Source organism: Marinomonas vulgaris (genome assembly GCF_018145875.1).
GTDB classification, from domain to species: Bacteria; Pseudomonadota; Gammaproteobacteria; order Pseudomonadales; family Marinomonadaceae; genus Marinomonas; species Marinomonas vulgaris.
On the sequence record NZ_JAGSSV010000007.1, the window covers coordinates 145,655 to 171,779 of the forward strand.

A 26,125-nucleotide genomic window follows, 5' to 3' on the forward strand; every position below is an offset into this window, starting at 1 on the left:
AATACCTATGTTATTAACATGTCTTATTCAACGTGTATAAAAAGGATGTTTCATGGTTAGCCGAATTTTATTGTCAGACTCCCACGACCCTCATTTTAACCTTGCGGTTGAAGATGCCATTTTTCGTTCTATGTCATCCGACCAGCGTGTGTTGTTTTTGTGGCGAAACCAAAATACCGTGGTGATTGGTCGCTCTCAAAATCCATGGAAAGAATGCAATATCGCCAAAATGGAACAGGACGATATTCAACTTGCTCGTCGCCAAAGTGGCGGGGGCGCCGTATTCCATGATTTGGGGAATACCAACTTTACTTTTATGGCTGGAAAGCCTGGATACAGCAAAGAAGTGTCGACCGATATCGTGCTGCAGGGCCTGAAAAACCTAGGGATAGAAGGTTATGCAACAGGTCGTAACGACTTGGTAATTGGTGAAGGTGAGGCAATGCGCAAGTTCTCTGGATCGGCTTATAAAGAGACCAAAGATCGAGGTTTTCATCATGGCACCTTGTTGTTGAATGCGGACTTGAGCCGTCTGGCAAACTACCTTAACCCTGATCCGAAAAAGCTTCAATCTAAAGGCATTACTTCCGTTCGTTCGCGAGTGACAAACCTAGTTGAAGTGTTGCCAGAGATTAACCATGAAGCCGTGACAGACGCTATCATAGACGCGTTTTGCGACTACTACGGCGAAACGCCAGTTATTGAAACTATCTCACCGGACGCTTTGCCAGATTTGCCTGGTTTTGTGGATAAATTTGCCGAACAGCAAAGCTGGGAGTGGAATTATGGAAAGTCCCCTCAGTTCACCCACACTCTGGATGAGCGCTTTAAATGGGGCGGTGTGGAAGTGCATCTTGATCTGAAAAACGCTCGGATCACGGCAGTCAAAACCTTTACCGACAGCTTGTACCCTGACCCTATTGAAGCACTTGCCACTCAATTGGTTGGTGTAAATTATCAGCCTGAAGCGATTGGCGCTTGTGTTGATGCACTGATAGAAGACTTTCCAGACCACACAGCGGACTTAACTGAGATGAAAAGCTGGCTGGTGACAGCAGTTTCTTAGTCATTACAGGCGATCAAAAATGAAAATGAGCCGAATAACTCACTTAATCGGCTCATAAAATAATGTTATTCTGAGCCGAATAATTCATTTAATTGGCTCATGTTATGAAATACAGCTGGCAACACCCTGATTGGCCCAACTTTATCTTTGACGAAACACTCTGCAAAGAGGCTTTGTATCAGTACGCGTTAGAGGCGGGTCGTTTGTCTGGTGGAGTGAGCCAGCTTGAAAGCGCCTTGCAGTATGACGCTTATATCGATCTCATGGTGAGCGAAGCCATCAATACTAGTCAAATAGAGGGTGAGCGCTTAGACCGCGAAGATGTGCGCTCCTCCATTAAAAATTTTTTAGGGTTGAGCAATCCACCAACGCGAGTCACTAATCCACGAGCAGAAGGCATGGCCGCCTTGATGATCGATGTGCGAAATGGCTTTGCTGGTGAGCTCACAAAAGCCACGTTATTTCATTGGCATCAATTAGTCCTTCCGCAGCAAGAAAATAGTTTATTACCTCGTAACCTAAAGGTGGGTCAATGGCGAGATTCCGAAGAGCCGATGCAAATTGTCTCAGGTCCTATTGGTTACGAGAAAGTTCATTACGAAGCACCGCCAGCACATCAAGTCGATGCAGAAATAAATCAGTTTCTACATTGGTTTAATCGCTCTAACCCATTAAAAACAGAGCGAGAGATTATCCTTACAGGACCCGTTCGCTCAGCGATCGCACATTTATGGTTTGAAACTATCCACCCATTTGATGATGGCAACGGCCGAGTAGGGCGAGCGATTGCCGAAATGGCCTTGGCTCAAGATCTTAATAGACCGCCATTATTGAGCTTGTCTACAGTGATAGAGAAAGACAAAAACGCCTATTACAACGGACTAAACAGAGCCAGCCAGTTCGACTTAGAAATCTCAGATTGGGTAACATGGTTCGTCAACTCGGTTTTATTGGCACAGCAAGAAGCGGCCCAGAAAGTTGACTTTGTACTAAAAAAAGCCAAATTCTGGGAAAAACATCAAAATACCGAACTGAACGAACGTCAAAAGAAGGTGCTTAATAAACTCTTTAAGGCAGGATCTGACGGCTTTGAAGGTGGACTAAGCGCCAAAAAATACATCGGCATCACCAGTAGTTCCAAAGCCACCGCTACCCGAGACCTAAGCGACTTAGTTGAGAAAGGTTGTTTGTACCGCCTAGAAGGTGGGGGCAGAAACGCGAGGTATGGATTGGCGTTACCTAATTAGGATGGCTAAAGTTTGTGATGATCATTCGCCAGTCATTATTACGCGCAAAAGCGAAAGCCCAGTTGTAATGATGTCGCTAGAAGATTATGAGGCCATGCAAGAGACTACCTATTTGCTACGTTCACCAGCAAACGCAAGAGTATTGCTGGAATCCATTGCTGAGCTGGAAGCGGATAAAGGCGTTGAGAGAGAGTTGGTCGAGTGAAACTCATGTTTTCAAGCGCGGCTTGGGATCAGTATCTTTACTGGCAAGGCACGGATAAAAAAGTATTAAAGCGGATTAATTTGCTGATAAAGGGTATTCAGTGTGAGCCTTGTGAAGGAATTGGCAAGCCAGAACTTTTAAAGCACGGTCTTGCTGGCTATTGGTCTCGCCGCATCAATGATGAACACCGAATTGTTTATAAATATCAAGATAATGCCATCTTGATAGCGCAGTTAAGGTATCACTATTAGGTTTTTACTTTAGCTCGTTGCTCGATAATTATTTTCATCAAGCCAAGCGGCGTTTCGATGAGGTAGGCGGTAGTTTCGAAGAGAAACGCCACCTGGCTTGGTGTCATGTGGAGAGCTTGTCGGGCTGAAGGGGCGATTTACATGAAAGCTTCGCTTTCTTCTGCACATTACGCTGTCGCTTATGATGCACTACGATTTGTTCTGTTTCTAAGATAAATAAAAACACCAGCCGAGGCTGGTGTTTTTAATAGCGCTGTATGAAAAGCGAAACGGCTCTTTTTAAGTTAAGCTTGAGCTTTCTTGAAAGCTTCTATCAAGGCTTGGGTCGAAGCATCCAGTGCGCTGTTGTCGCTGTCGCTAACAAGGCGGTTGAAGATGTCGGTGCCCAATACTTTACCAAGCTCCACACCCCATTGGTCGAAGGAGTTGATGCCCCAAATGGTGCCTTGTACAAAAGTACGATGCTCATAAAGGGCGATCAAAGCGCCGACAGTCGCCGGTGTCATTTTGTTGGTCAGCAAAGTGTTGCTCGGGCGGTTGCCCTTGATGACCTTATGAGGTGTAATCTTAGCAATTTGCTCATCGGTGGCACCCGCGTCGCGTAATTCTTGCTGTGCTTGCTCAAGAGTTTTGCCGACCATTAAGGCTTGGGATTGGCTTAAGCAGTTAGCAAATAATTGCGCGTGATGGTCCTTGATCGGATTATGGCTGGCCAGTGGTGCAATGAAGTCCACAGGCACAAGGCGCGTGCCTTGATGCAATAGCTGGTGGTAAGCATGTTGACCGTTGGTGCCAGCACCACCCCAAATAATAGGGCCTGTGTCGGTTTCGACGCCATCGCCATTCAGTAGATTCGCCTTACCGTTACTTTCCATGTCCAGCTGTTGGATGTGAGCAGGCATGGCACGTAGGTAATGGTCATAAGGAATCAAGGCATGAGTTTGCGCGTTGTGGAAGTTGATGTACCACACCCCAAGTGCGCCCATGATAACCGGCAGGTTTTCGGCTAATGGCGCGGTACGAAAGTGCTCATCCATTTGATGCGCGCCATCGAGCAATTCGTAGAAATTATCCATGCCAACCGCAATCGCGACAGGCAAGCCAATGGCTGACCAAAGTGAATAACGTCCGCCAACCCAGTCCCACATTGGGAAAATGTTTTCTTCTGCCATTCCAAATTCGACGGCTTTTTTGACGTTCGAACTAACCGCCGCAAAGTGTTTGCTGACAGACGCTGCTGATCCGCCGTGACTGAGAAACCAATCACGTGCCGCGTTGGCATTGGATAAGGTTTCTAGTGTGCCAAAGGTTTTCGATGAGATAACAAAAAGAGTGGTTTCTGGATCAAGTTGTTTGAGCTTGCCAGTGATGTCGGAGCCGTCGATGTTGGCAACGAAATGCACCTTAATGCCGTCTTTTTTATAGGGAGTTAAGGCTTCTGCGACCACTTTTGGCCCTAGGTAAGAGCCGCCTATACCGATCGACACCACGTCGGTAATGGTTTTGCCGGTATGGCCTTTCCATTCACCGCTGTGAAGTTGAGCGACGAAAGCGTCCATTTTTTTGAGTGTCGCACGAACCTCTTCCAGTACGTTGACGCCATCTACCATAAGGGTGTCTTGTGCGTGACTAGCACGAAGGGCGACATGCAGTACAGAGCGGTCTTCGGTATTATTGATGTGCGCGCCGCTGAACATGCCTTTAATGGCGTCTTCGATACCGGCTTCTTTTACCAAGTCGATAAGCAGCGTAAGCGTGTGTTTAGTTGCGCGGTTTTTTGAATAATCTAATGTCCAGCCTGCCGCGCTTGCGGTGAAGTCTTGAGTGCGAGTGGCATCGTCTTTGAACAAAGACGCCATATCTGTAGCCGACATGTCTTTTTGATGTTGTGTCAGTGCTTGCCAAGCGCTTAATGTGGTAGGTGAGTGCATTACAATCTCCCTTAGTCTTAAAGTGAATTAGGCCAGTTCAATGCGAATATTATCGATTAAACGTGCGTTGCCTAGGTAAGCCGCGGCTAAAATAACCAAGCTCTTCTCTTCTTCTGACGGTGTTTGTAAATTATCTTGTGCGCGTATTTCAAAATAATCACGACGGAAACCAACCGCTTCAAGCTTCTGTTGAGCTTGTTCGCGAATGTCCTCGTGACTCGCACTGTTTGTTAGGAGCGCCTCTTTCGCCCATAACAAAGTTTGATACATGGCCGGAGCAATGCGTCTTTCTTCTTCGGTTAAATAGCCATTGCGTGAACTCATGGCCAGCCCATCGTCGTTGCGTGCGGTATCTATGCCGATAATGCGCACGTTAGAACTTAGGTCGCGAACCATGTCTTCAATGACTTTTAATTGCTGGAAGTCTTTGTTGCCAAAGATTGCACAGTCGGGCTGCACGATATTGAATAATTTTGTCACAACAGTGGAAACACCGACAAAGTGTCCTGGGCGTGATGCGCCACATAAAATATCGGATAAGCCCACGACTTCGATTTGCGTCTGGCTGCGTTTGCCATCTGGGTACATTTCTAAGGCGTCTGGTGCAAATAAATAGTGGCAGCCGTTGGCTTCAAGTAGACGTTTATCTTCTTCGAGTGTTTTTGGGTAGCGTTCTAGGTCTTCGTTAGCAGAGAACTGCATTGGGTTGACGAAAATCGACGACACAACCACATCACCTTCGGTAACGGCACGGCGAATCAAAGACATATGGCCGTCGTGCAAGTTGCCCATGGTGGGAACGAAAATAATACTCTTGTCTTGTAGGCGCTCGATTTTTAGCGCGGCACGAAGTTCAGCAATCGTGTGAAAAGTGTTCATTATTTGAATCCGTGCTCTGGTCCTGGGAAGGTCGTGTCTTTGACTTCTTTTACATAGGCTTCAAAGGCTTGGGTAACATTACGACCTTCAGTTAAGAAGTTTTTAACGAATTTTGGCGTGTGGCCAAGGTTGATGCCGAGCATATCGTGCATCACCAATACTTGACCGTCGGTATGATGACCAGCACCAATGCCGATGGTGGGAACTGGCACCGCGTCGGTGAGCGTCTTGCCCAGTTCTGTTGGGATGCACTCGTACAACAAGATGTCGGCCCCCGCCGCAACGAGATCAAGGGATTCTTGCAGCAACAAATCGGCTGCGTCTTGGCTTTTGCCTTGTACCTTATAGCCACCAAACTTGTGAACCGACTGAGGCGTTAAGCCTAAATGTGCGCACACGGGAATACCGCGCTGACTCAACAGTTTGATGGTGTCCGCCAGCCAGCTGCCACCTTCGAGTTTCACCATGTTGGCGCCCGCTTGCATCAGTCTAGCGGCATTGTCGAGGGCTTGCTCAGGTTTGCTGTAACTCATAAAAGACATGTCGGCCAAGATAAAGGCATTGCTGTTACCGCGCTTAACCGCTGCCGTGTGGTAGCACATGTCTTCGATGGTGACAGGCAATGTGCTGTCTTGACCTTGAATGACCATGCCAAGAGAGTCACCAACTAAAATGGTTTCCACGCCTGCGACATTCATCACGTTGGTAAAAGAAGCGTCGTAACTGGTTAAGCAGGTGATTTTTTCTTTATCGGCTTTCATTTGTTTTAATGTGGATAAAGTAACCGGCTTAGTTAGCTTTTTTTGTGCGTTATCTGAATACATAATTTTATTCTTCTTTGATAAAGACCAAGTCACTGGTGTCAAGTTGCTGTAACTGCTCGTGGACCTTGTTGCCATTGGCAAGAAGAAGGTCAGGGGCTAGGTCGTTTAATGGCTTTATAACAAAGCCTCGCTCTAGCATAAATGCATGGGGAACAACGAGCCTCGGTAATGCTATGGTTTCTTGGCCATACAATAGCAGATCTAAATCTAGGGTGCGCGGCCCCCAATGGCGTTCTCTTACTCGACGTTGAGCTTGTTCAATACGTTGCAAAAGGTCGAGTAGATCAAGGGGGGCAAGCGAGGTGTCGAACGACGCCACAGCATTGACGTAGTCAGGTTGATCTTGTGGACCAACCGGCTTGCTGCCGTAAATAGAAGAAACACGAAGATGATGAAGATCGTCGTGTTTCTTTAGGGCATCAATGGCGCGATCAAGTTGCGCCACTGGATTGTCAAGATTACTGCCAAGGCCAATATAAGCGTGTATCACCGCGTCCTCTTATTCGTCAGAAGTGTCTCTTTGTGAGCTGGCTGTGGTGTTTTGTGAACTATTGCCATTACTTTTTCTGCGACGACGTGGACGGCGTTTTTTAGGGCCTTCTTTGTCGCTCGCACGGTTATCAATGCTTTTGATGAGGTCTCTTTGCTGGTTTTCTGTACCATGCTGGAAGGCTTCCCACCAAGCGCCAAGGTCGTCCAACTTGGTGCCACTCAATTCCCTAATCAATAAGAAATCAAAACCGGCGCGAAAACGAGGGTGCTCTAGTAGCAAGAAAGCACGTTTGCCATAACGTTTAGGTAAACGGAATTGCATGTCCCAGATTTCACGCATGGGGGTCGAGAAGCGACGAGGAATGGCCGTAGAAGCCACCTGATTGTCCAGCACCATGTTAGCCGCTTGATGCAATGCCGGTGTTACCGGCATGCCTTGCGCCTGAAATTCATCATGACGCAAACACACACTTGGCCACAATAGAACGGCGTATAAAAAATACGGCGCGGTGGTTTTGCCGCTTTGAATTCGATCGTCGGTATTTTTTAAACCCTGAAGAATAAAAGCTTCTGGGTCAATGTCGTCACGTTTCCAGCCACTTTGCAGCAAAGCCTCGGTGTCTGGGAACAAGTAACGAAACAAACCATACTGGCGAAGGAGTGCAAAGGTAGCAATGCCATTACCACTGCCGAGCAGTTTGAGGACTTCTTCAAACAGGCGAGCAGGAGGAATGTGATCCAACAGGTGTGCCATCTCTTTAATGGGAGCGGCAGTTTCTGCTTCTAAATCAAACCCTAATTTGCCGGCAAAGCGAATCGCTCGCAGCATGCGTACAGGGTCTTCTTGGTAGCGTTGTCGAGCATCACCAATAATGCGAATTTGTTTGTTGGCAATGTCTTTAAGGCCACCGCAATAATCATGGATGCTGAAGTCTTGGACGTTGTAATACAGTGCATTAAAGGTAAAGTCTCGGCGCTCAGCGTCTTCTTCTATACTGCCATATACATTGTCTCGTAAGACGATACCATGGGCTGATCTCGCTGAGTCTTTGCCTTTAAGGGAGGTGTTTTGTGTGTCGTTTTTGTTGTCGTCTTGGGCGGAATTGGCTCTAAAGGTCGACACTTCAATGATTTCACGGCCAAAGGTGACATGAACCAGTTTGAAACGACGGCCAATGAGTCTTGAATTAGAGAAAATACCGTGGACTTCTTCAGGTGTCGCGTTGGTGACGACATCAAAATCTTTCGGCTCCATACCAATTAAATGATCACGAATACAGCCACCGACAAGAAAGGCGTCATAGCCAGCTTTGTTAAGGCGATACAGCACTTTAACCGCATTAGGGCTTAAATTTTGACGTGACAAACTGTGATCACTGCGAGGGATGATAATAGGGTAAGTCTGAGCCTTTGGTGAGGCAAGCAGAGAGGTAGCTTTACGTACCAAAGATTTTAATCCTGTAAGCATTAGACAACAAATTTTAAAGTTAACGAAAGAAGGTATTCTACACGTGAAAAAGGTTTTTTACACGAGTATTGGGCAGTAAGGATAAACAGGGGTATTACACAATGAAGAGAAAACTGAAGCGATTATTCACGGGGAGTAAATAAAATAATCGCTTTGGATACGTGAAGATATGAGTTCCGAAAACAAAGTGGGTGCTGCTTCTGCAGTTCTACTCAGGTTTTATTTTTATTATTGCATTGTCTTCATTGCCCGAAGGCTGAAATATCTAAAAAGATCAACTATCCAAAGCGATTTTCCATCCATGGCCTCAAATTTTTATTTTTGTTTGAAGAGGCCACGGTGTTCTTAGCTATTATTGTTATTTTTAAGAACTTACATACGACGATTAACTTATTTTTATTCTTGGTCAATCTTCTTATCGTTGTGATCTATATAGAGCATTTGTTGTGCCAAAAATGATAACTTACTGATTTTAATGGTTTTTAGTCAAAATTAGTGCACTTTTCCTGCAGAATCTTGATTCTTTTTTGGGTATTTTAGTATCACTTGTTACTTAATTTTTGTTACTTTTTTGCTATCCCTAGTTTTTGTCGTCTTTCCCATAAGCTTTTTCTCGATATGCCCAAGGAATGTGCAAGTTGTGTTTCTGTCATCGTTTGTTGGTGCGTCTGCACAAAGTGTTTTAGGTATTCATCAAGGCTGGTGCCAGTGAAAACGTCGCCATTGGCGTTGGTTGTGTTTATTGGTACTTGCGCCGAAGTTTGATGGCTGGCTAATTTAAGGTTAGCGGCTTCTACTCGCTCTGGCGGGCTCAGAATCACCGCGCGCTCAATGGCATTTTCCAGTTCTCTTACGTTGCCGGGCCAATGATGAGAGCGGATGGCTTTGTCGAATGCACGATTGTAGTGATATACCGGGCGATTATGCTTTTTACAGGCTTTTTCAAGGAGTGTTTGTGCTAGCACCGAAATATCATCCCCCCTGTCTCTTAACGGAGGTAAGAGTAACTCCATGACATACAGTCGATAATACAAATCTTCTCGAAATTGGCCTTTTCTAACCATGGCGATAAGGTCTCTGTGCGTTGCTGTCACAAGACGAATGTTGACCTTGGTGGATTGAGTTGCGCCTACTTTGCGTATCTCACCTTCTTGTAATACACGAAGTAACCTTGCTTGTGCTTCTAAGGGGAGTTCGCCAATTTCATCTAAGAATAAAGTGCCTTTGTTTGCAGCGTAAATGAGGCCGTCGTGTGACGTGCTGGCACCGGTAAAGGCACCTTTTTCGTGACCGAACAGCTCAGACTCGATCAAATTATCGGGAATAGCGGCGCAGTTGACACTGATAATAGGTTGGTTGTGCCGCTGACTTAAGTTGTGCAGCGCCTTGGCGACCAATTCTTTACCTGTGCCCGATTCACCGCGAATTAACACAGTAACGTCGGTGCCGGCAATTTTTCGCATGTCGCTGAAAAGATCCTGCATCGGCGGGCATTGCCCTATGATGCCGCTGCTGGCGGTACCGAGGGTAACGGCGTCTTCGGCTGATTGCTGAGAGGGCGTGTGAGTTGTTTCTGGTGCGGCGGTATCGTGTTGCTCTAGGGCGTTGACAACGTGCTTGAGCAGGGTTTCTGAGTCTGTCGGCAAAGGCAAATAATAAATAGCGCCTTGGGCCATACAGTTAACACCCGTGCTTAAGCTTGGCTTGGTATCGAGTACAATACGGCGTAATGAATTAGGCAGGGTATTGTCGTCGGCGCTTAAGCCCGCGATGGCGTCTTGGTCAATCAGTAATAAATGAAACTCTGACAGTTCGTAGTAACGATTGGCTTGCTCAACCGATTGGCTGGTATTAACGTGAAAACCATAACGGGACAGCCATTTCTCCGACTCTTTGAGTGGCGAATGGTCAGGGCAAATGATCATGATGTTGTGCATTAACTGTCACCTCTTGTAACTAATGTAACGATTATACACACACGATGTTAATTAAAGAAAATGCAGGTCTTGTTGCTCAAGAGGAAGGTCTTTGATGCCTTTTAGTCGGCTCGGTTGCCAATGGCGAATAGCGTAAGTCAGTGCACTTTCTATGGAGTTTGCCTGTTCATCGCCGGGGGAAAAGTCGATGCGCAAATAATGCAAAGCACGCAATAGGGTAGGAAGGTGACCATTTTGAATGGCTTTGGCGTGGTTTTGTTTGCTGATTTTATCACCAGTGTGATTGGTGATTAGAGGAATATGACACATCTCTGGCGCCTGCCAGCCAAACAGGTCGTACAGGTAAAGTTGTTGCGCTGTGGTGTCGATGAGGTCGGCACCGCGCACAAGATGTGTGATTTGCTGCAAATGGTCATCGACTACAACGGCGAGCTGGTAGGAAAAGTAACCATCTTTTCTTTTTAGTACCGGCGCATTGCTGGCGAGGTCATTTTCAAACAATAACTCGCCTTGTATCGCGTCTTCACAGCAATAAGCCTGACCACTGGTGTGCAGTCGCCATGAATGAGCAAGGTCAGTGGTACTATGGCAAACATGAGGATGTTGCCCATGATAGTCGGCTAATGATTGACGAGTGCAGTTGCAAGCAAACACTGCATGACGTTTTTTAAGGAGCAGTAAATATTGCTCGTATTGATCGCTGTGTTGGCTTTGAACGCGAATTAGCTCGTCTGATACCAAGCCATAACTGTGCAGTGTGTGGAGGATTTGCTCGGCGTATTGCGTTTTGCAACGGCTGCCGTCTACATCTTCTAAGCGGACAATCCACTGTCCGTGATGTTTTTTGGCATCCAAATAGCTCGCCAGTGCGCTGACAAGCGAGCCAAAATGGAGTGGACCGGTTGGCGAGGGTGCGAATCGGCCACGGTAGTGCGTGTCGTTGGTAGCGTGGTGGGTGACCAAACTTAACCGCCGATTTGTCTCTCTTTGATTTCAGCCAGTGTTTTGCAATCAATGCACATGGTAGCCGTGGGGCGTGCTTCTAAGCGACGAATGCCGATTTCGATGCCGCACTCTTCACAGAAACCGTAATCATCAGAATCGATCAATTCAATGGTCTGAGAAATCTTCTTGACCAGCTTGCGCTCGCGATCACGGGCACGCAGTTCAAGACTAAATTCTTCTTCTTGGCTGGCGCGGTCATTGGGGTCGGCGTAGTTAACTGCTTCTTCTTTCAGGTGGTTAACCGTACGGTCGACTTCTTCCATAAGGTTTTGCTTCCAGTTGAGAAGGATGCTTTTAAAGTGCGCCAACTGGTTCTCGTTCATGTATTCTTCACCGTCCTTAGCAACGTAAGGGGTGAAGTCTTTCATTAATGATTCAGGATTCATTTTTGGCATTAGCATTGCCTCACTTCGCAGGTTTCCATTGTGGTAGCCTGTAACCGATAAAATTGGGTGGTTTATTTTTCGGGCGGAAACTTACCAGATAACGTTACGCTTAACCACTTTTTTCGCGTATATGGTCGCGATATTTTTAAAACGAGCAGAGAAAGGCAGAGAAAACGCAATGGAAAAGCATAAGTTAGCAACAAGAGTCGGTGAGATTGCCCCTTTTCAAGTAATGGTGGTTTTGACAAAAGCCAAACAACTTGCGGCACAAGGGGAAGATGTTATTCACCTTGAAGTAGGTGAGCCGGATTTTGTTGCTGTGGACGCTGTCGCTGCGGCGGGAGTGGATGCGATTCAACAGGGTAATACAGGTTATACCGCAGCCACGGGGTTGCCGGAATTAAAGCAAGCGATCAGTGACGATTACCAACAACGTTACGATGTTCATGTTTCGCCGGAGCGTATTATTGTCACGCCAGGCGCATCGGGTGCCTTGTTGTTAATGGCATCGTTGATGGCAAACGCGGGGGAAGAAGTGCTGATGCCCGATCCTTGCTACCCTTGTAATCGCCACTTTTTGATCCAAACCGGTGTGAAAGCCAAGTTGGTAGAAACGCGCTCAGAAGATGGGTTCGAAATGGATCTAAACACATTGTCGGATCACTGGAATGACAATACATCCGGTCTTTGGCTGGCGTCGCCTTCTAACCCCACTGGTGCGGTGTTGAGTAAGGCTTATTTGACTCAGGCGTGGCAAGAAGTGCAAGCCTTGGGTGGGCATTTACTGGTCGATGAAATCTATCAAGGTTTGGTGTACGAGGGCGACGATTTCTCGGCCTTGTCGATTGCAGACGATATTTTTGTTATCAACAGTTTTTCCAAATACTTTGCCATGACAGGCTGGCGTTTGGGTTGGTTGGTTGTGCCAGAATGGGCGATTGAAGGGGCGACCAAGCTGGCGCAAAATTTGTTTATTTCCGCGCCAACGGTGTCTCAATACGCTGCGGTTCGCGCTTTCCAACCAGATGTATTGGCGGAGTGTGAGGCGCGTCGACAGATATTAAATGCGCGTCGCTTGGCGTTGTTAGCTGGGTTGAAGCGCATTGGTTTGCCGGTGGTAGCGCCAGCACAAGGGGCGTTTTATGTGTATGTGGATGTGTCGAGTGTGACCAAAGATGCTATGGCCTGGTGTCTAGACTTACTGGAAACAGAGAAGGTTGCGCTTACGCCGGGTGCGGATTTCGGCATGAAAGACGCTCATAAATACGTACGATTTGCCTATACGTGCGATGAGTCACGCTTGGAAGAAGCGCTGGCTCGTATCGCTCGGTTTATCGCGGCGTAAACAGAAAAAGTGCTCGCCTAAAGCAAGACGCAGTAGGCATTAGCCTCTGCGTCGAACCAATATAAAGCCGGCAATTAAACAAATGACGATAGGAATACTGACGCCAATCACTGGCGGAAAACTGATTGCCACGCTCATTCTACCAAAGAGATTCAAGGCGTTTTGAAATGCCAAGCCAATAATCACCCCAGAGAAAATTCGCCCACCCATGGTGGAAGAGCGTAACGGCCCAAACACACTCGATAATGCGACCAACACCAGTGCCAGCGATGCGATAGGGCGAAGTGCGGTGATCCAAAATTCCAATTCGTATTGAGAGCCATCAAGGTTTTGCTGGTTTAAGTAGGTTTGATAGCTGTGCAGTTGGCTGAGCGATAAAGTATCGGGTTCCTGTGAGGCCAAAAACAAATGTTCGGGCTTGATGCTCACGTCCCAGTCAGCGTGTTCCATTTGGATTTTATCGATATGGTCCGCGGCAAAACGCGTTTCTGTGACCTTGTTGAGTCGCCATTTTGAGCCTTCGATGTGTTGCGCGGTTTCTGCGGTTCGGATGCTGGTGAGAGTTTGTCCATCAGGCGAAAACACTTGCAGGTTGTACAGGGTGCCTGTGTTGTCCGCGGCGTCAATGTACACAAAGTCTTGATCTGCTTTTAGCCAAACGCCTCCCGTGAGAGAAAAAGTGCCAGCCTCTTGATCCTGAAATTTTTCGATAAGATTGGCTTTTTGGCCTGCAATCGGTGCCACAAATTCAGAAATACCCATGCCCATTAACGACACCAATACAATCGGCTGGCACGCCGCGAAACCAATGCGCCAAATAGGCATACCGGCAGCGCGCATCACGGTTAATTCAGAGGTGGCGGCCAACGTCCCCAAGCCCATCAAGGTGCCGATCAAAGAGGCCACCGGAATGTACTCGGCTAACTTGCCGGGCAGGCGAAATAAGATCACCTGCATAAGGGATTGGATCGTGTAATTGTCGTTTACCTTTTTGATTTGCTCGATAAAGGTCAGGGCGAAATCCAACCCAAGCAAGACTACAGCGACAACCAAAAATGACCACAAAACACTGTTTGCAATGTATCTGTCTATTTTACTCATGACGTAAGGGACTCGTTTGAAGCGGCGCTGGGCAGTCTGGCTTTACGGCGGGCAAAGACCTGATTGTATTGGGCGAATAAAAGCGCCCCTACTAATATAAAGAGGCCGTGAATCCACCACAGCCCCAGTGAGATAGGAATCTTGCCTTTTTCTAAGCCGGTTCGCCCCCAAATTAGCAGGGCGATATACAGAATCATCAGCAAAATTGCCGGCAGCATTTTAAAAAATCGGCCTTGTCTTGGGTTTACCTGACTGAGTGACAAGCCAATAATCGCCAAAATTGGAATGATAATAACTAACGAAATACGCCATTGTAATTCCACCTGATCATCGAGCTCGTTGCTGCGAATAAGGTCGAGGGTGCTTTTCGTGTAAGGTTCGTCGATGACGCCGCTGTCCTGAGTTTCCATACGAACCGCGTAGGTGTCGAATTGGGTGATGCTGTATTCGGCGCTGCCGGGTTTGCCTTCGTAGCGAGTGCCATCTTTAAAGACGAGATAGTTTTGGTTGCCTTCAGAGCTGATGCGGATTTGCTCGGCGTAGGCGGCAAACAATTGTGTTGGCACATTACCTTCTTTACCGCGGACGATGTCGGATAAGAAAATTTGGTTCATCCAGCCTTCGTTAGGAGTGAAGCTGTCTATGTAAGTGGTGCGTTGTCCGCTGCCTTCAAATCGACCTGGTATTAAGAAATCGAACGCAGAGAGCTGATCTTGAGCTTGAGACGCTTCGGCGGCACGATATTCACTGTAAGGCGCAAGCCAAAAGTTGATGGTGCCGCTGGCAATGCCAACAAGCCCGGCGATGCCGAGGGTGTAGGCGGCCAATTTGAGCTTGCTGACGCCACTGGAAAATAATACGGACATTTCATTTTCGATGTACAAACGACCGAAGGCTAACAACAAAGAAAGGAAAAACGCCAAGGGCAAAATCATTTGTACAAAACTGGGGATATGAAAGCCAAGGATCACGAAAAGGAACTCGAAGGTCATTTTCCCTTCGGCGATTCGGCCCAAATAACTTGAAAAGCGACCACTTAGGATTACGAGCAGTAAAATTAGCGTCACGCCGGCGGTTGACACCAGCACTTCTTTCGCTAAGTATCTGAATAGTCTCAAGGTCACCTCTGGATCAATACAGCCTTTTAAAGCGTAGAGTTGATTACACGTCTAAAGCCCCCATTATCTCGTGGTAAGAAGGACATTATCCAGTTTTTTTTAAAAAGTTATTTTTTGAGGGTTTTTTCATGAATATGGCGTTATTTGATCGTTTATCCACAGTGCAAGCGGACTTGCTTGTGGCGTTTGTTCCTAGCGAAGGTGCATTGTCTGAATCGGCCGCTTGGATTGACGAAAATACCCAAGGGCAGATTTCTCAACTACGTGAAACGAGCGTATTTAAAGCTGGCGTTGGTCAAACCTTGTTGTTACCGGGTGTGTCACAAGACTTTGCTCAAGCGGTATTGCTAGTTGGTATTGGCAAAGACGCGGCATTAAGCGACATGCAGGCGCGTAAAGTAATAGCGGCGGTTGCGGCGCAAATCAAAGGCTTGCCATTTGCGTCTGTGGCCATTGCCAGCGGCGAAGTGGAATTGAAAGGTCGTTCACCAAGCGATGCGCTTGCTTTGGTGGCTCAGTGGGTCAACGAAGGCTTTTATAACTTCCTTGGATTCAAAAAGGACGACGCTGAAAAAGCCACAAAAGTTACCACTATTCAATTACAGGGTACAGATGAAGCGGCTTTGGCTATTGGCACAGCAACGGCAAAAGGTTCGGCCTTTGCGCGTCAGCTTGGTAACTTGCCTGGTAACGTGTGTACGCCAAGCTATTTGGCATCCAAAGCACAGCAGTTGGGTGAAGATTACAGCATTGAGGTGGAGTTGTTAGACGAGACCAAGATGGACGAATTAGGCATGCATTGTCTTTTGTCGGTAGGTCGTGGCAGCGCGCAACCCAGTTACTTAATCGTCATGCATTACCGTGGCGGTAACGAAGGCGAAGCGCCTCACGTCTTGCTTGGTAAAGGTATTACCTTTGATACCGGTGGTATTTCGTTGAAGCCTGGGCCAAAAATGGACGAAATGAAATACGACATGTGTGGCGCGGCCAGCGTGTTCGGCACCATGAAAGCCATTTGTGAGCTTAAGCCAAACGTTAACTTTACTGCAGTGATTGCCGCAGCAGAAAACATGCCAAGTAGCCGAGCAACCAAGCCTGGCGATATTGTGAAAACCATGTCGGGTCAAACGGTTGAGATTCTGAATACCGACGCCGAAGGCCGTTTGGTATTGTGTGATGCCTTGACGTACATCGAGCGTTTCAAACCAAAATCAGTCGTGGACATCGCGACCTTGACCGGTGCCTGTGTTGTGGCGTTGGGCAGTGTGAATTCTGGTATGTACGCCAATAACGATGACTTGGCGGCTGAACTTAAAACTGCCAGCCAAACCTCAGCCGATAAAATCTGGCAGATGCCGTTGGATGAAGAATACCAGCAGCAGCTAGACAGCAACTTCGCCGACATTGGTAACATCGGTGGTCCAGAAGCCGGCTCGGTTACCGCGGCGTGTTTCTTGTCGCGCTTTACGGGTTCTTACTCTTGGGCGCATCTGGACATTGCTGGTACGGCATGGACTGGCGGCGCCGCGAAAGGTGCAAGCGGTCGTCCGGTTGCCTTGTTAACGCGTTACTTGTTGAACAAGTAAGTGATCTATTAGGGTGTTTCGTTAAGAAGCACGCCTGACGGTTCGGATTAGACGCAAAAATCGTACTTAAAAAGCAGTGGTTTATGGCCACTGCTTTTTTTGACTGAATTGTACCGATTGAAAGACGACATGCCGTTGATATCGCCGATTGATGATCGATGGCTGAGGGTGGACTTTTGTTATTTTCAATGCGAAAGTTGATGGCTATACATAACGAGTTATGCGAGGCATTTCGCCGAGCACTTGTGTTTTTGTTTTCTTATTGTTGGTTTTTCTTATGTCAGATCTAGCCACTTCCCATGATGATGGTACTTTCGAGCCAGACGAAGACGCCTTGATGTCCGCGCTGCGTAATCAGGACGATATTCCTATCTTAATGGACATCGTTGTGGATGGCGCTGCGGCGTCGTATCCCCGTTCGACCAGTCAAGAAGCGCACTTGCAGCACTCTTTCGATGTGAAAGACGCACCGCTTGATAACGAAACGACTGAGCTAAGTCCACCTGCACAGACGACACACACCGAAAAACCAATCACACAATCCGACACATTGATCGTATCATCGGAGCAGATTAACCGCGCCATTGTTGATGTGTTGGAAAAGCGCTTGCCAGAACTTATGACGGCGCTGGTGGCGGAGGTCATGCAAAATTTACAGGCTTCGACGACCGCCGAGGACACAGCAGGGGCAAAGGCGTCTACAGATTCTCAACCTCGACCTTAATTGCGCCACTGTTGTTCTTTATCTTGCGCTGACACGTTATAATTTCCCCATTAAATATTGACCGCTACCTAAGAGCTTTAGACATCACAATGGAAAAAACTTACCAACCTCAAAGTATTGAACAACCTATTTATCAACGTTGGGAAGAGGGCGGTTACTTTGCCCCTCAAGGCGATGGCACCCCTTTCTCTATTATGATTCCACCGCCAAACGTCACAGGCAGTTTGCACATGGGTCATGCTTTTCAGCACACCTTAATGGACGCCATGATTCGCCGTGAGCGCATGAAAGGTAGCCGCACCTTATGGCAGCCAGGCAGCGACCATGCGGGCATCGCCACGCAAATGGTGGTTGAGCGTCAGCTTGCTGCACAAAACACCACGCGTCATGAGCTAGGCCGTGAGAAATTCCTTGAAAAAGTCTGGGAATGGAAAGATCAATCTGGTGGTACGATTTCCGATCAAATGCGTGTATTGGGTGACTCGGTAGATTGGCAAAAAGAGCGCTTTACTATGGACCCTGGCATGTCGGCCGCGGTTCAGGATGTGTTTGTACGCTTATACGATGAAGGCATTATTTACCGTGGTCAACGCTTGGTAAACTGGGACCCTGTATTACACACGGCGATTTCCGACCTTGAAGTGGTGTCTGAAGAAGAAAACGGTTTCATGTGGTATTTCCGTTATCCGCTTGCCGATGGCGTAAAAACAGCGGATGGCAAGGATCACATCGTTGTTGCAACGACTCGCCCAGAAACCATGTTTGGTGACGCTGCCGTTGCGGTGGCTTTAGACGACGAGCGTTTTACCGACCTTGTTGGTAAATTCGTCGAATTACCTCTTGTTGGTCGTCGCATCCCGATTGTGGCCGATGAGTATGTCGACAAAGAGTTTGGTACGGGTTGTGTGAAAATCACCCCTGCGCACGATTTCAACGATTACGAAGTTGGCAAACGTCATGACATGCCGTTGATCAATATTTTCAATGACGATGCGGCGGTGAACGATGTTGCGCCAGAAAAATACCGCGGTATGGATCGATTTGTTGCTCGTAAAGCGGTTGTTGCCGATTTTGAAGCGCTGGGTTTGCTAGAAAAAATTGTCGACCATAAGCTAAAAGTACCGCGCGGTGAGCGTGGTAATACGGTCATTGAGCCGTATTTGACGCAGCAATGGTACGTAGCGGTAGAGTCTTTGGCGAAGCCTGCTATTGAAGCCGTTGAAAACGGCGACATTCAGTTTGTGCCGAAACAATGGGAAAACACCTATTTTGCGTGGATGCGCGATCTAAATGACTGGTGTATCTCGCGTCAACTTTGGTGGGGACACCAAATTCCAGCGTGGTACGATGCCGACGGTAAATTCTATGTGGGTAAAGACGAAGCAGAAGTACGCAGCAAGTACAATTTGGCCGCTGATCTTGAATTAGTCCAAGACGAAGACGTGCTAGACACCTGGTTCTCTTCAGCCCTCTGGACTTTTGCCACCCAAGGTTGGCCAGAAGAAACCCAAGATTTTGCCGAGTTTAGTGAATCAGACGTCTTGGTAACGGGTTTCGACATTATTTTCTTCTGGGTGGCCAGAATGATCATGATGACGTTGAAATTCACCGATAAGGTTCCGTTCAAAACCGTTTACATTACTGGGCTGATTCGCGATGAACGCGGCGATAAAATGTCGAAATCCAAAGGCAATGTAATCGATCCATTGGATTTGATCAACGGTATTGACCTTGAGTCTTTGGTGGCAAAACGCACCTCTGGCATGATGCAGCCACGTCTTGCACAAAAAGTCGAAAAGAATACACGTGATACTTACCCAGATGGCATTCAAGCCTACGGAACAGACGCGCTCCGCTTTACTTTGTGCTCTTTGGCGTCGGGTGGCCGCGACATCAAATTCGACCTAAATCGCTTAGAAGGTTACCGAAATTTCTGTAACAAGATTTGGAACGCAACCCGCTATGTATTGATGAACACCGAAGATCAAGACTGTGGACAACATGGTTCAGACGTTGAGTTGTCGTTGGCGGATAAATGGATCATTTCTCGTCTGCAACATGCAGAAGACGCAGTGAATCGTGCGTTCGACACCCATCGTTTTGACTTGGCGGCGCAAGCGTTATACGAATTTATGTGGCACGAATACTGTGATTGGTATTTGGAATTGTCTAAGCCAGTATTGTGGGACGAAAACGCCACCACAGCTCAGTTAACCGGCACTCGTCGTACCTTGGTGCGCGTACTGGAAGCCTTTTTGCGTCTTGCGCATCCGATGATGCCGTTCTTGACCGAAGAAATTTGGCAGCGCGTTAAACCATTGGTGGGTGTGGAAGGCGATTCCATTATGATTAGTCAGTACCCAAGCGCCGACGAAGCGAAAAAAGACCAGCAAGCCGAAGCGGATGTGGAATGGCTAAAAGGCGTCATCGAAGGCATTCGTAATATTCGTGGCGAAATGAACATATCACCGTCTAAGCCATTGGCTATCTTGATGCGCAATGGCGCTGAGCAAGACAAAACGCGTTTAGACGCGAACTTAACCTTCTTGCAAACCTTGGCAAAATTGGAATCGGTCACTTGGTTGAATCCAGGCGACGAAGCGCCTATGTCAGCCACGGCGTTGGTGGGTGATATGGAAGTCTTGGTGCCGATGGCGGGTTTAATCGACAAAGCAGCCGAGTTGGCTCGCTTGCAAAAAGAAATCGACAAGGCCACAAAAGATTTGCAGCGCATTCAAGGCAAACTGTCTAACGACAGTTTCATTGCCAAAGCGCCGGTAGAGGTGGTCGAGAAAGAACGCGCTAAGTGCGACGATTTGCAATTGGCCGTCAGCAAACTGGAAGAGCAAAAAATCAGTATTGAATCCTTATAATGACAATGTAAACAGACAAAAGCGGATTCTCTAATCGGGACTCCGCTTTGCGCTTACTTTAATAAAAATAAAAAAGAGGCGAAAAAATGCAACGATTAATCGGTAAGGTGAAATGGTTTAACGACGCCAAAGGCGTGGGATTTATTCAGCGAGAAGACGACGTGGATGTGTTTGTTCACTATAAATCCATAGTGTGCGATGGCCACAAAACCCTTCGTAAAGGTCAGGTGGTCAGTTTTGAGCTGACAGAAACAGACTTTGGTGTGCAGGCAGTTGATATTCGACAAGAGAAAGAAACGAAAACGGTTCTTTCTCATTTGCATGTGCAGCAGGCCAGTGGCTAACTTATCTTCGCCGAGTAGGTGAAAAGGCTTAAGTTGGTTTGTTTAGCATGCTGTGGGCGAGTTTCACAAAGTCCACAGGCGTTAAAATGCCAATCAGTTTGTCGTCTTTGGTGACGGGCAGGCAGCCATATTTGTTTTCAATAAAAAACTCAGCGGCCATGTCTAAGTCTGTATCCGGTGAGACGGTTAAGATGTCTTTGTTCATGGCGTTGGCGATTGGGGTCTGCTGTTCTTTCTTGGACAAAAGTTGCGTGCCAAACTGGCTCACCAAATAAAAAGCATGACGAAGATATTCTCGTTGTGTCAGCATGCCCACACATTGGCCTTCTTCGTTTGTGATGGGGATGTTACGGATGTTTTTTTCCTGCATGAGTTCTTTGGCTTTCGCTAAAGAGTCATTTTCCTTCAAAGTCACTAAATCGGTAATCATCAGGTCTGCCACAGTGCGCATGAATGAATCTCCTTATGTTTATTTTGGCGTGAGCATCGAGTGTAGAGCTTTACCTGTATGAAAGGCAATCCTGTGTTTGCGCCAATCTCGCTTGGTTGAGGTAAATCAACAATGACAGATCAAGAAACGACAGATCAAAGATGGATGGCACGGGCCATTGAGCTAGCCGCCATCGCGGGGGCTGAAAGTGAAATTCCTGTGGGCGCCATTGTGGTGTTGAATGATGAGATTATTGGTGAAGGCTACAATGCGCCGATTTCGTCTTGCGACCCGACGGCTCACGCAGAAATTCAGGCCATTCGCATGGCGTGTCAGCACCTTAATAATTATCGCTTGCCTGGTGCCACTTTATACGTGACTTTAGAGCCTTGTTCTATGTGTGCGGGTGCCATGGTGCACTCGCGAATTGAACGCGTGGTGTACGGCGCGACGGAACCGAAAAGCGGCGCGATAAAAAGCCAAGGGCGGTTTTTCGATGCGCCTTTTTTAAATCACAAGGTCGTGGCAACAGGAGGCGTATTAGCAGAAACGGCGTCGATACAGCTCACGCAGTTCTTTCAATTTCGTCGCGAACAAAAAAAGAAGTTAAAACAACAGGCAAAAAACGCCATTTAATCTGTTTATTCGTGCATTTTTGCTAGAAATTTCAGACTCTACTGGCCTCTATTTGCCTCCTTGATTTAAAATACCCCATCATTTCCCCAAAACTACCAAGTGAGGCAATACTCAACATGCTAACTCTGCATGGTTCCGCGGCGCTATCTGCGTTTCGCAAGGCAAAGTTATTAGCCAATATGCAAGCATCTATTCCGTCTGTAACAGATGTGGATGCGCAATTTCTCCATTTCGTGGAGCTGGCTGATAATCAAACGCTGACGACTGAACAGGATACTGTTCTACAACGCGCTTTGGCCTACGGTCCTAAATCCTCCCAAGTCAGTTCATCTGATCAAAGTATATTAGTGGTTCCTCGTTTGGGCACCATTTCACCTTGGTCATCGAAAGCAACCGATATCCTTCATAACTGTGGCCTTGCGGCTGTGTCTCGAGTGGAGCGCGGTGTGGAATACTTTATCCACAGTTCAGCGCCATTGAGCCTTGAAGACTTGGATGTCTTGTCCGAGATGTTGCATGACCGCATGACAGAAAGCGTGCTTCCGGCATTGAGCGACGCGTCTGTGATGTTTTCCCATGCTGAGCCGGCTCCAATGACCAGTGTGGATGTGCTGGGCGGCGGACGCGAAGCCTTGGTTGAGGCAAACCAAGCGCTGGGTCTGGCATTGGCGGCGGATGAAATCGATTATTTGGTGACGTCTTTTATTGAGTTGGGGCGCAACCCAATCGACATTGAATTGATGATGTTTGCACAAGCGAACTCCGAACATTGTCGCCACAAAATTTTTAATGCGTCTTGGACAATCGATGGCGAAGAGCAAGAACGTTCTTTGTTTAAGATGATCAAGAACACCCATGAACATAATCCAGATGGCACCTTGTCAGCTTACAAAGACAATGCGGCGGTGATGGAAGGTAGTTTTGCAGGGCGTTTTTTCCCCGCGCCAGGCACGCGCGAATACGACTTCAGTCAAGAAAATATCGACATCTTGATGAAGGTGGAAACACACAACCACCCGACGGCCATTTCACCATTTTCGGGTGCGGCAACCGGCTCCGGCGGTGAAATTCGTGACGAAGGCGCGACCGGTATTGGTTCAAAACCCAAAGCGGGTTTGAGTGGTTACACGGTTTCTGATCTAAAAATTCCAGGTTTTGAACAGCCATGGGAAAGTTACTACGGTAAGCCTTCTCGAATTGTGACGCCTTTGGACATCATGATTGAAGGTCCTATTGGTGGTGCGGCGTTTAACAATGAGTTTGGTCGTCCAAACTTGTTGGGGTATTTCCGCAGTTACGAACAAAAAATCCAAGGTGCAACCAAAGAAGAAGTCCGTGGTTACCATAAGCCCATTATGTTGGCGGGTGGTTTGGGCAATATTCGTCGTGAGCACGTTGAGAAGAAAGAAATCAAAGTCGGCGCTAAGTTGATCGTGTTGGGTGGCCCAGCCATGCTAATTGGTCTAGGCGGTGGCGCGGCGTCTTCTATGGCATCGGCAGATGGTAACGAAGACCTAGACTTTGCCTCTGTACAGCGCGGTAATCCAGAAATGGAACGCCGTTGTCAGGAAGTTATCGACCGTTGTTGGCAGCTTGGCGACAACAACCCAATCAGCTTTATCCACGATGTGGGTGCTGGTGGTTTGTCGAACGCGTTGCCTGAATTGGTAAAAGACGGCGAACGTGGCGGCAACTTTGATCTACGTAAAGTGCTAAACGATGAGCCGGGCATGTCACCGCTTGAGATTTGGTGTAACGAATCCCAAGAGCGTTACGTGATGGCGGTATCGCCTGAGCGTGTTGAAGAATTTACCGCTATTTGTGAGCGCGAGCGTTGTCCGTTTGCCATTGTTGGCGATGCGAAAGAAGAGCTTCATTTAGAAGTAGCTGATCCGCACTTTGGCAACAAGCCTGTTGATCTGCCCATGTCTGTATTGTTCGGTAAGCCACCTAAAATGCACCGCGAAGCGAATAAAGCGGTTATCGAAGGTGATGATTTCACCGCGGTAGATGTAGACCTTGTTGATGCGGCGCAGCGCGTTTTAAGCTTGCCGACCGTGGCCAGCAAAAACTTCTTGATCACCATTGGCGACCGTTCTATTACAGGTATGGTTGCTCGTGATCAAATGGTGGGCCCTTGGCAGGTGCCAGTTGCCGATGTGGCTGTGACGACCTCGTCATTAGACAGCACAACCGGTGAAGCCATGACCATGGGCGAACGTACGCCTATTGCCTTGTTAAACGCGCCTGCTTCAGGCCGTATGGCAGTTGGTGAAGCCTTAACCAACTTGGCGGCCGCGCAAATTACTAAGCGTAATCATATTAAGTTGTCTGCAAACTGGATGGCCGCAGCGGGCCATGAAGGCGAAGACGAAAAACTTTACCAAACCGTGAAAGCGGTGGGTATGGAATTGTGTCCTGCCTTGGATATCGCTATTCCAGTGGGTAAAGATTCCATGTCGATGAAGACAGTATGGAAAGAAGACGGCGAAGAAAAAGCCGTGACCTCGCCATTGTCTTTGGTGATTACCGCGTTTGCTCCTGTAGCCGACGTGCGTAAAACTCTGACCCCAGAATTGCAAAACAAAGCCGACACGCGTTTGTTGTTGATCGACTTGGGTGCCGGTCAGAATCGCCTAGGGGGTTCTGTTATTGCTCAGGTTTACAACAAGCTGGGTCAGCAAGCACCAGATGTTGACAATGCTGCTGCCTTAGCTGGTTTCTTCGATACAACTCAAGCCTTAAATGCAGAGGGTAAGTTGTTGGCTTACCATGACCGTTCTGATGGTGGTGTGTTTGCTACCTTGACAGAAATGTCCTTTGCGAGCCACTTGGGTCTGAATATTGATCTTGATGAGACAATTAGTCAGCAAGCTCAAATTGCGCCAGCGTTATTCAGTGAAGAGTTGGGTGCTGTAATTCAGGTGAACGACAGTGATGTCGCTGACATTGTTGCGGCTTACGAAAAAGTGGGTGTTAAGGTGACATCGATCGCAACTCTATCCGGTGATGACAGCATTCGCGTTCGTTTTGCTGGTGAAACCGTGTTGGAAGAAACGCGCATTAACTGGCAGCGTGTTTGGTCTGAAACCAGCTACCGTATTCAAGCATTGCGTGATAACCCAGAGTCTGCACAACAAGAGTTTGATAACTTGTTAGATGCGAAAGACCCAGGGCTTTCCGCGCAAGTGAGTTTCGACCAAAACGAAGACATAGTGGCCGCCTTCATTGCATCTGGTGTGAAACCTAAGATCGCTGTATTGCGTGAGCAGGGTGTGAATGGTCAAGTGGAAATGGCTGCTGCCTTCCATAAAGCCGGCTTTACACCGATCGATGTACATATGAGCGACATCTTATCCGGTCGTACTACGTTAGATGAGTTTAGTGGTTTAGTTGCTTGTGGTGGTTTCTCTTACGGTGATGTACTGGGAGCAGGTGAAGGTTGGGCGAAGTCTATCCTTTTCAACCCAGTAGCGCGTGAGCAGTTTGAGTCATTCTTCAAGCGTCCAGATACCTTCTCATTAGGGGTGTGTAACGGTTGTCAAATGCTATCTAACTTACACGAGCTGATTCCTGGTGCAGGTCATTGGCCGAAGTTTGTTCGTAACCAATCTGCACAATTTGAAGCTCGCCTTGTACAGGTAGAAGTTCAGAAGTCGAACTCTATTATGTTGGCTGGGATGGAAGGGTCGCGTTTGCCGATAGCGGTTGCCCATGGTGAAGGACAAACGGAATACCGTGATGATCAAGACATGGCCGCACTTGTGTCTTCTTCTCAGGTGGCATTGCGCTACGTTGATAACTACGGTCAAGCAACGGAACGTTACCCATTCAACCCGAATGGTTCGGCACAAGGTATCACGGGATTAACCTCTGAAGACGGTCGTGTGACTATCATGATGCCTCACCCAGAGCGTGTTTACCGTACGGTTCAGCACAGCTGGCACCCGAGCGAATGGCAAGAACAAGCGCCTTGGCTACGATTGTTCCAAAACGCAAGAAAGTGGCTGGGTTAATCTAGCACTTTTTTAAAAGCCCTCTTATCGTAAGATGAGAGGGCTTTTTAGTTTTTAACCTAGGTAGATTATAAATAAGTAGTAAGTTGATCATCTTTTGAGCAGGTTTAGCTCTGTTTTGTTGGTTTTTTGACCGCTTTAAGTGTTGTTTTAAATTAATTAGCTTAATTCGCACATTTCTTCAAAAAAGAGCTTGCACTAAATCTGTAGATCCTTAATATACGCCCTCGCTGACACGGACAAGGCTTCAGAGCAACGAAG

22 protein-coding genes are annotated in these 26,125 nt (G+C 47.5%); 11 read left to right on the forward strand and 11 right to left on the reverse strand.

Annotated elements, in window-relative coordinates:
• Positions 1-52: 52 nt before the first annotated feature.
• The 4 genes from J9B83_RS08140 (at position 53) to J9B83_RS08155 (ending at position 2,769) form a co-directional block, all read left to right on the forward strand.
• On the forward strand, positions 53-1,066 hold the full coding sequence (locus tag J9B83_RS08140) for a lipoate--protein ligase (RefSeq protein WP_211536257.1): 1,014 nt from the start codon (positions 53-55) through the stop codon (positions 1,064-1,066).
• A gap of 104 nt (positions 1,067-1,170) precedes the next feature.
• Entirely contained in the window at positions 1,171-2,313 is a 1,143-nt protein-coding gene (locus J9B83_RS08145; protein ID WP_211536258.1) for a Fic family protein, read from the forward strand.
• A 1-nt stretch (position 2,314) separates the two neighbouring features.
• Entirely contained in the window at positions 2,315-2,518 is a 204-nt protein-coding gene (locus J9B83_RS08150) for a type II toxin-antitoxin system Phd/YefM family antitoxin (protein WP_236037196.1), read from the forward strand.
• Positions 2,515-2,769, forward strand: a complete 255-nt coding sequence (locus tag J9B83_RS08155; RefSeq protein WP_211536260.1) for a Txe/YoeB family addiction module toxin — start codon at positions 2,515-2,517, stop codon at positions 2,767-2,769. The genes J9B83_RS08150 and J9B83_RS08155 overlap by 4 nt, the downstream gene beginning before the upstream one ends.
• 284 nt (positions 2,770-3,053) lie before the next feature.
• On the opposite strand, the gene pgi is transcribed toward J9B83_RS08155, so the two are convergent.
• The 8 genes from pgi to dksA form a co-directional block, all read right to left on the reverse strand.
• Entirely contained in the window at positions 3,054-4,700 is a 1,647-nt protein-coding gene (gene pgi, locus J9B83_RS08160; protein ID WP_211536261.1) for a glucose-6-phosphate isomerase, read from the reverse strand.
• A gap of 27 nt (positions 4,701-4,727) precedes the next feature.
• Entirely contained in the window at positions 4,728-5,579 is an 852-nt protein-coding gene (gene panC, locus J9B83_RS08165) for a pantoate--beta-alanine ligase (protein ID WP_211536262.1), read from the reverse strand.
• A complete protein-coding gene (gene panB / locus J9B83_RS08170; protein WP_211536263.1) occupies positions 5,579-6,403 on the reverse strand; it encodes a 3-methyl-2-oxobutanoate hydroxymethyltransferase in 825 nt (274 codons plus the stop codon). Before panB ends, panC begins: the two co-directional genes overlap by 1 nt.
• 4 nt (positions 6,404-6,407) lie before the next feature.
• A complete protein-coding gene (folK, locus tag J9B83_RS08175; protein WP_211536284.1) occupies positions 6,408-6,890 on the reverse strand; it encodes a 2-amino-4-hydroxy-6-hydroxymethyldihydropteridine diphosphokinase in 483 nt (160 codons plus the stop codon).
• A gap of 12 nt (positions 6,891-6,902) precedes the next feature.
• Positions 6,903-8,363, reverse strand: coding sequence for a polynucleotide adenylyltransferase PcnB (gene pcnB / locus J9B83_RS08180; protein WP_211536264.1), 1,461 nt, complete (start codon positions 8,361-8,363; stop codon positions 6,903-6,905).
• Positions 8,364-8,926: 563 nt separating this feature from the next.
• Positions 8,927-10,300 (reverse strand): sigma-54-dependent transcriptional regulator, encoded by a 1,374-nt coding sequence (locus J9B83_RS08185; RefSeq protein ID WP_211536265.1) that lies wholly within the window; start codon positions 10,298-10,300, stop codon positions 8,927-8,929.
• A gap of 51 nt (positions 10,301-10,351) precedes the next feature.
• Positions 10,352-11,263, reverse strand: coding sequence for a tRNA glutamyl-Q(34) synthetase GluQRS (gluQRS, locus tag J9B83_RS08190; RefSeq protein ID WP_211536266.1), 912 nt, complete (start codon positions 11,261-11,263; stop codon positions 10,352-10,354).
• 2 nt (positions 11,264-11,265) lie between these two features.
• Positions 11,266-11,700 (reverse strand): RNA polymerase-binding protein DksA, encoded by a 435-nt coding sequence (gene dksA / locus J9B83_RS08195; RefSeq protein WP_407944020.1) that lies wholly within the window; start codon positions 11,698-11,700, stop codon positions 11,266-11,268.
• A 169-nt stretch (positions 11,701-11,869) separates the two neighbouring features.
• On the opposite strand from dksA, the gene J9B83_RS08200 reads away from it, so the two are divergent.
• Entirely contained in the window at positions 11,870-13,036 is a 1,167-nt protein-coding gene (locus J9B83_RS08200) for an aminotransferase class I/II-fold pyridoxal phosphate-dependent enzyme (RefSeq protein ID WP_211536268.1), read from the forward strand.
• Between the two features lie 39 nt (positions 13,037-13,075).
• Here J9B83_RS08200 and lptG read toward each other — a convergent pair whose 3' ends face one another.
• Together lptG and lptF are read right to left on the reverse strand one after the other, a co-directional pair.
• Complete coding sequence (lptG, locus tag J9B83_RS08205) at positions 13,076-14,137, reverse strand: LPS export ABC transporter permease LptG (protein ID WP_211536269.1); 1,062 nt, start codon at positions 14,135-14,137, stop codon at positions 13,076-13,078.
• Positions 14,134-15,261: an LPS export ABC transporter permease LptF gene (gene lptF, locus J9B83_RS08210; protein ID WP_328797718.1), complete on the reverse strand. Its 1,128-nt coding sequence runs from the start codon at positions 15,259-15,261 to the stop codon at positions 14,134-14,136. Before lptF ends, lptG begins: the two co-directional genes overlap by 4 nt.
• Positions 15,262-15,383: 122 nt before the next feature.
• Between lptF and J9B83_RS08215 the strand changes: the two genes are divergently transcribed.
• From J9B83_RS08215 to J9B83_RS08230, 4 genes are all read left to right on the forward strand, one after another.
• Positions 15,384-16,841, forward strand: a complete 1,458-nt coding sequence (locus J9B83_RS08215) for a leucyl aminopeptidase (RefSeq protein ID WP_211536271.1) — start codon at positions 15,384-15,386, stop codon at positions 16,839-16,841.
• Between the two features lie 277 nt (positions 16,842-17,118).
• Positions 17,119-17,565: a hypothetical protein gene (locus J9B83_RS08220; protein ID WP_211536272.1), complete on the forward strand. Its 447-nt coding sequence runs from the start codon at positions 17,119-17,121 to the stop codon at positions 17,563-17,565.
• An 89-nt stretch (positions 17,566-17,654) separates the two neighbouring features.
• Entirely contained in the window at positions 17,655-20,438 is a 2,784-nt protein-coding gene (locus J9B83_RS08225; protein ID WP_211536273.1) for a valine--tRNA ligase, read from the forward strand.
• Positions 20,439-20,524: 86 nt separating this feature from the next.
• Positions 20,525-20,782 carry a cold-shock protein gene (locus J9B83_RS08230; RefSeq protein ID WP_211536274.1) on the forward strand — a complete coding sequence of 86 codons (258 nt, stop codon included), beginning with the start codon at positions 20,525-20,527 and terminating at the stop codon, positions 20,780-20,782.
• 28 nt (positions 20,783-20,810) lie between these two features.
• Here J9B83_RS08230 and J9B83_RS08235 read toward each other — a convergent pair whose 3' ends face one another.
• Entirely contained in the window at positions 20,811-21,233 is a 423-nt protein-coding gene (locus J9B83_RS08235; RefSeq protein ID WP_211536275.1) for a CBS domain-containing protein, read from the reverse strand.
• A gap of 111 nt (positions 21,234-21,344) precedes the next feature.
• On the opposite strand from J9B83_RS08235, the gene tadA reads away from it, so the two are divergent.
• A complete protein-coding gene (gene tadA / locus J9B83_RS08240; protein ID WP_211536276.1) occupies positions 21,345-21,848 on the forward strand; it encodes a tRNA adenosine(34) deaminase TadA in 504 nt (167 codons plus the stop codon).
• A 116-nt stretch (positions 21,849-21,964) separates the two neighbouring features.
• Positions 21,965-25,864, forward strand: a complete 3,900-nt coding sequence (gene purL / locus J9B83_RS08245) for a phosphoribosylformylglycinamidine synthase (RefSeq protein ID WP_211536277.1) — start codon at positions 21,965-21,967, stop codon at positions 25,862-25,864.
• Positions 25,865-26,125 lie beyond the last annotated feature (261 nt).

What these genes read in the sequence shown, in the direction of transcription:
- J9B83_RS08140 (WP_211536257.1), top strand. Translation starts at nt 53, where the DNA reads ATGGTTAGCCGAATTTTATTGTCAGACTCCCACGACCCTCATTTTAAC.
- J9B83_RS08145 (WP_211536258.1), top strand. Translation starts at nt 1,171, where the DNA reads ATGAAATACAGCTGGCAACACCCTGATTGGCCCAACTTTATCTTTGAC.
- J9B83_RS08150 (WP_236037196.1), top strand. Translation starts at nt 2,315, where the DNA reads ATGGCTAAAGTTTGTGATGATCATTCGCCAGTCATTATTACGCGCAAA.
- pgi (WP_211536261.1), bottom strand. Translation starts at nt 4,700, where the DNA reads ATGCACTCACCTACCACATTAAGCGCTTGGCAAGCACTGACACAACAT.
- panC (WP_211536262.1), bottom strand. Translation starts at nt 5,579, where the DNA reads ATGAACACTTTTCACACGATTGCTGAACTTCGTGCCGCGCTAAAAATC.
- panB (WP_211536263.1), bottom strand. Translation starts at nt 6,403, where the DNA reads ATGTATTCAGATAACGCACAAAAAAAGCTAACTAAGCCGGTTACTTTA.
- pcnB (WP_211536264.1), bottom strand. Translation starts at nt 8,363, where the DNA reads ATGCTTACAGGATTAAAATCTTTGGTACGTAAAGCTACCTCTCTGCTT.
- J9B83_RS08185 (WP_211536265.1), bottom strand. Translation starts at nt 10,300, where the DNA reads ATGCACAACATCATGATCATTTGCCCTGACCATTCGCCACTCAAAGAG.
- dksA (WP_407944020.1), bottom strand. Translation starts at nt 11,700, where the DNA reads ATGCCAAAAATGAATCCTGAATCATTAATGAAAGACTTCACCCCTTAC.
- J9B83_RS08200 (WP_211536268.1), top strand. Translation starts at nt 11,870, where the DNA reads ATGGAAAAGCATAAGTTAGCAACAAGAGTCGGTGAGATTGCCCCTTTT.
- lptG (WP_211536269.1), bottom strand. Translation starts at nt 14,137, where the DNA reads ATGAGTAAAATAGACAGATACATTGCAAACAGTGTTTTGTGGTCATTT.
- J9B83_RS08215 (WP_211536271.1), top strand. Translation starts at nt 15,384, where the DNA reads ATGAATATGGCGTTATTTGATCGTTTATCCACAGTGCAAGCGGACTTG.
- J9B83_RS08220 (WP_211536272.1), top strand. Translation starts at nt 17,119, where the DNA reads ATGTCAGATCTAGCCACTTCCCATGATGATGGTACTTTCGAGCCAGAC.
- J9B83_RS08225 (WP_211536273.1), top strand. Translation starts at nt 17,655, where the DNA reads ATGGAAAAAACTTACCAACCTCAAAGTATTGAACAACCTATTTATCAA.
- J9B83_RS08230 (WP_211536274.1), top strand. Translation starts at nt 20,525, where the DNA reads ATGCAACGATTAATCGGTAAGGTGAAATGGTTTAACGACGCCAAAGGC.
- J9B83_RS08235 (WP_211536275.1), bottom strand. Translation starts at nt 21,233, where the DNA reads ATGCGCACTGTGGCAGACCTGATGATTACCGATTTAGTGACTTTGAAG.
- tadA (WP_211536276.1), top strand. Translation starts at nt 21,345, where the DNA reads ATGACAGATCAAGAAACGACAGATCAAAGATGGATGGCACGGGCCATT.
- purL (WP_211536277.1), top strand. Translation starts at nt 21,965, where the DNA reads ATGCTAACTCTGCATGGTTCCGCGGCGCTATCTGCGTTTCGCAAGGCA.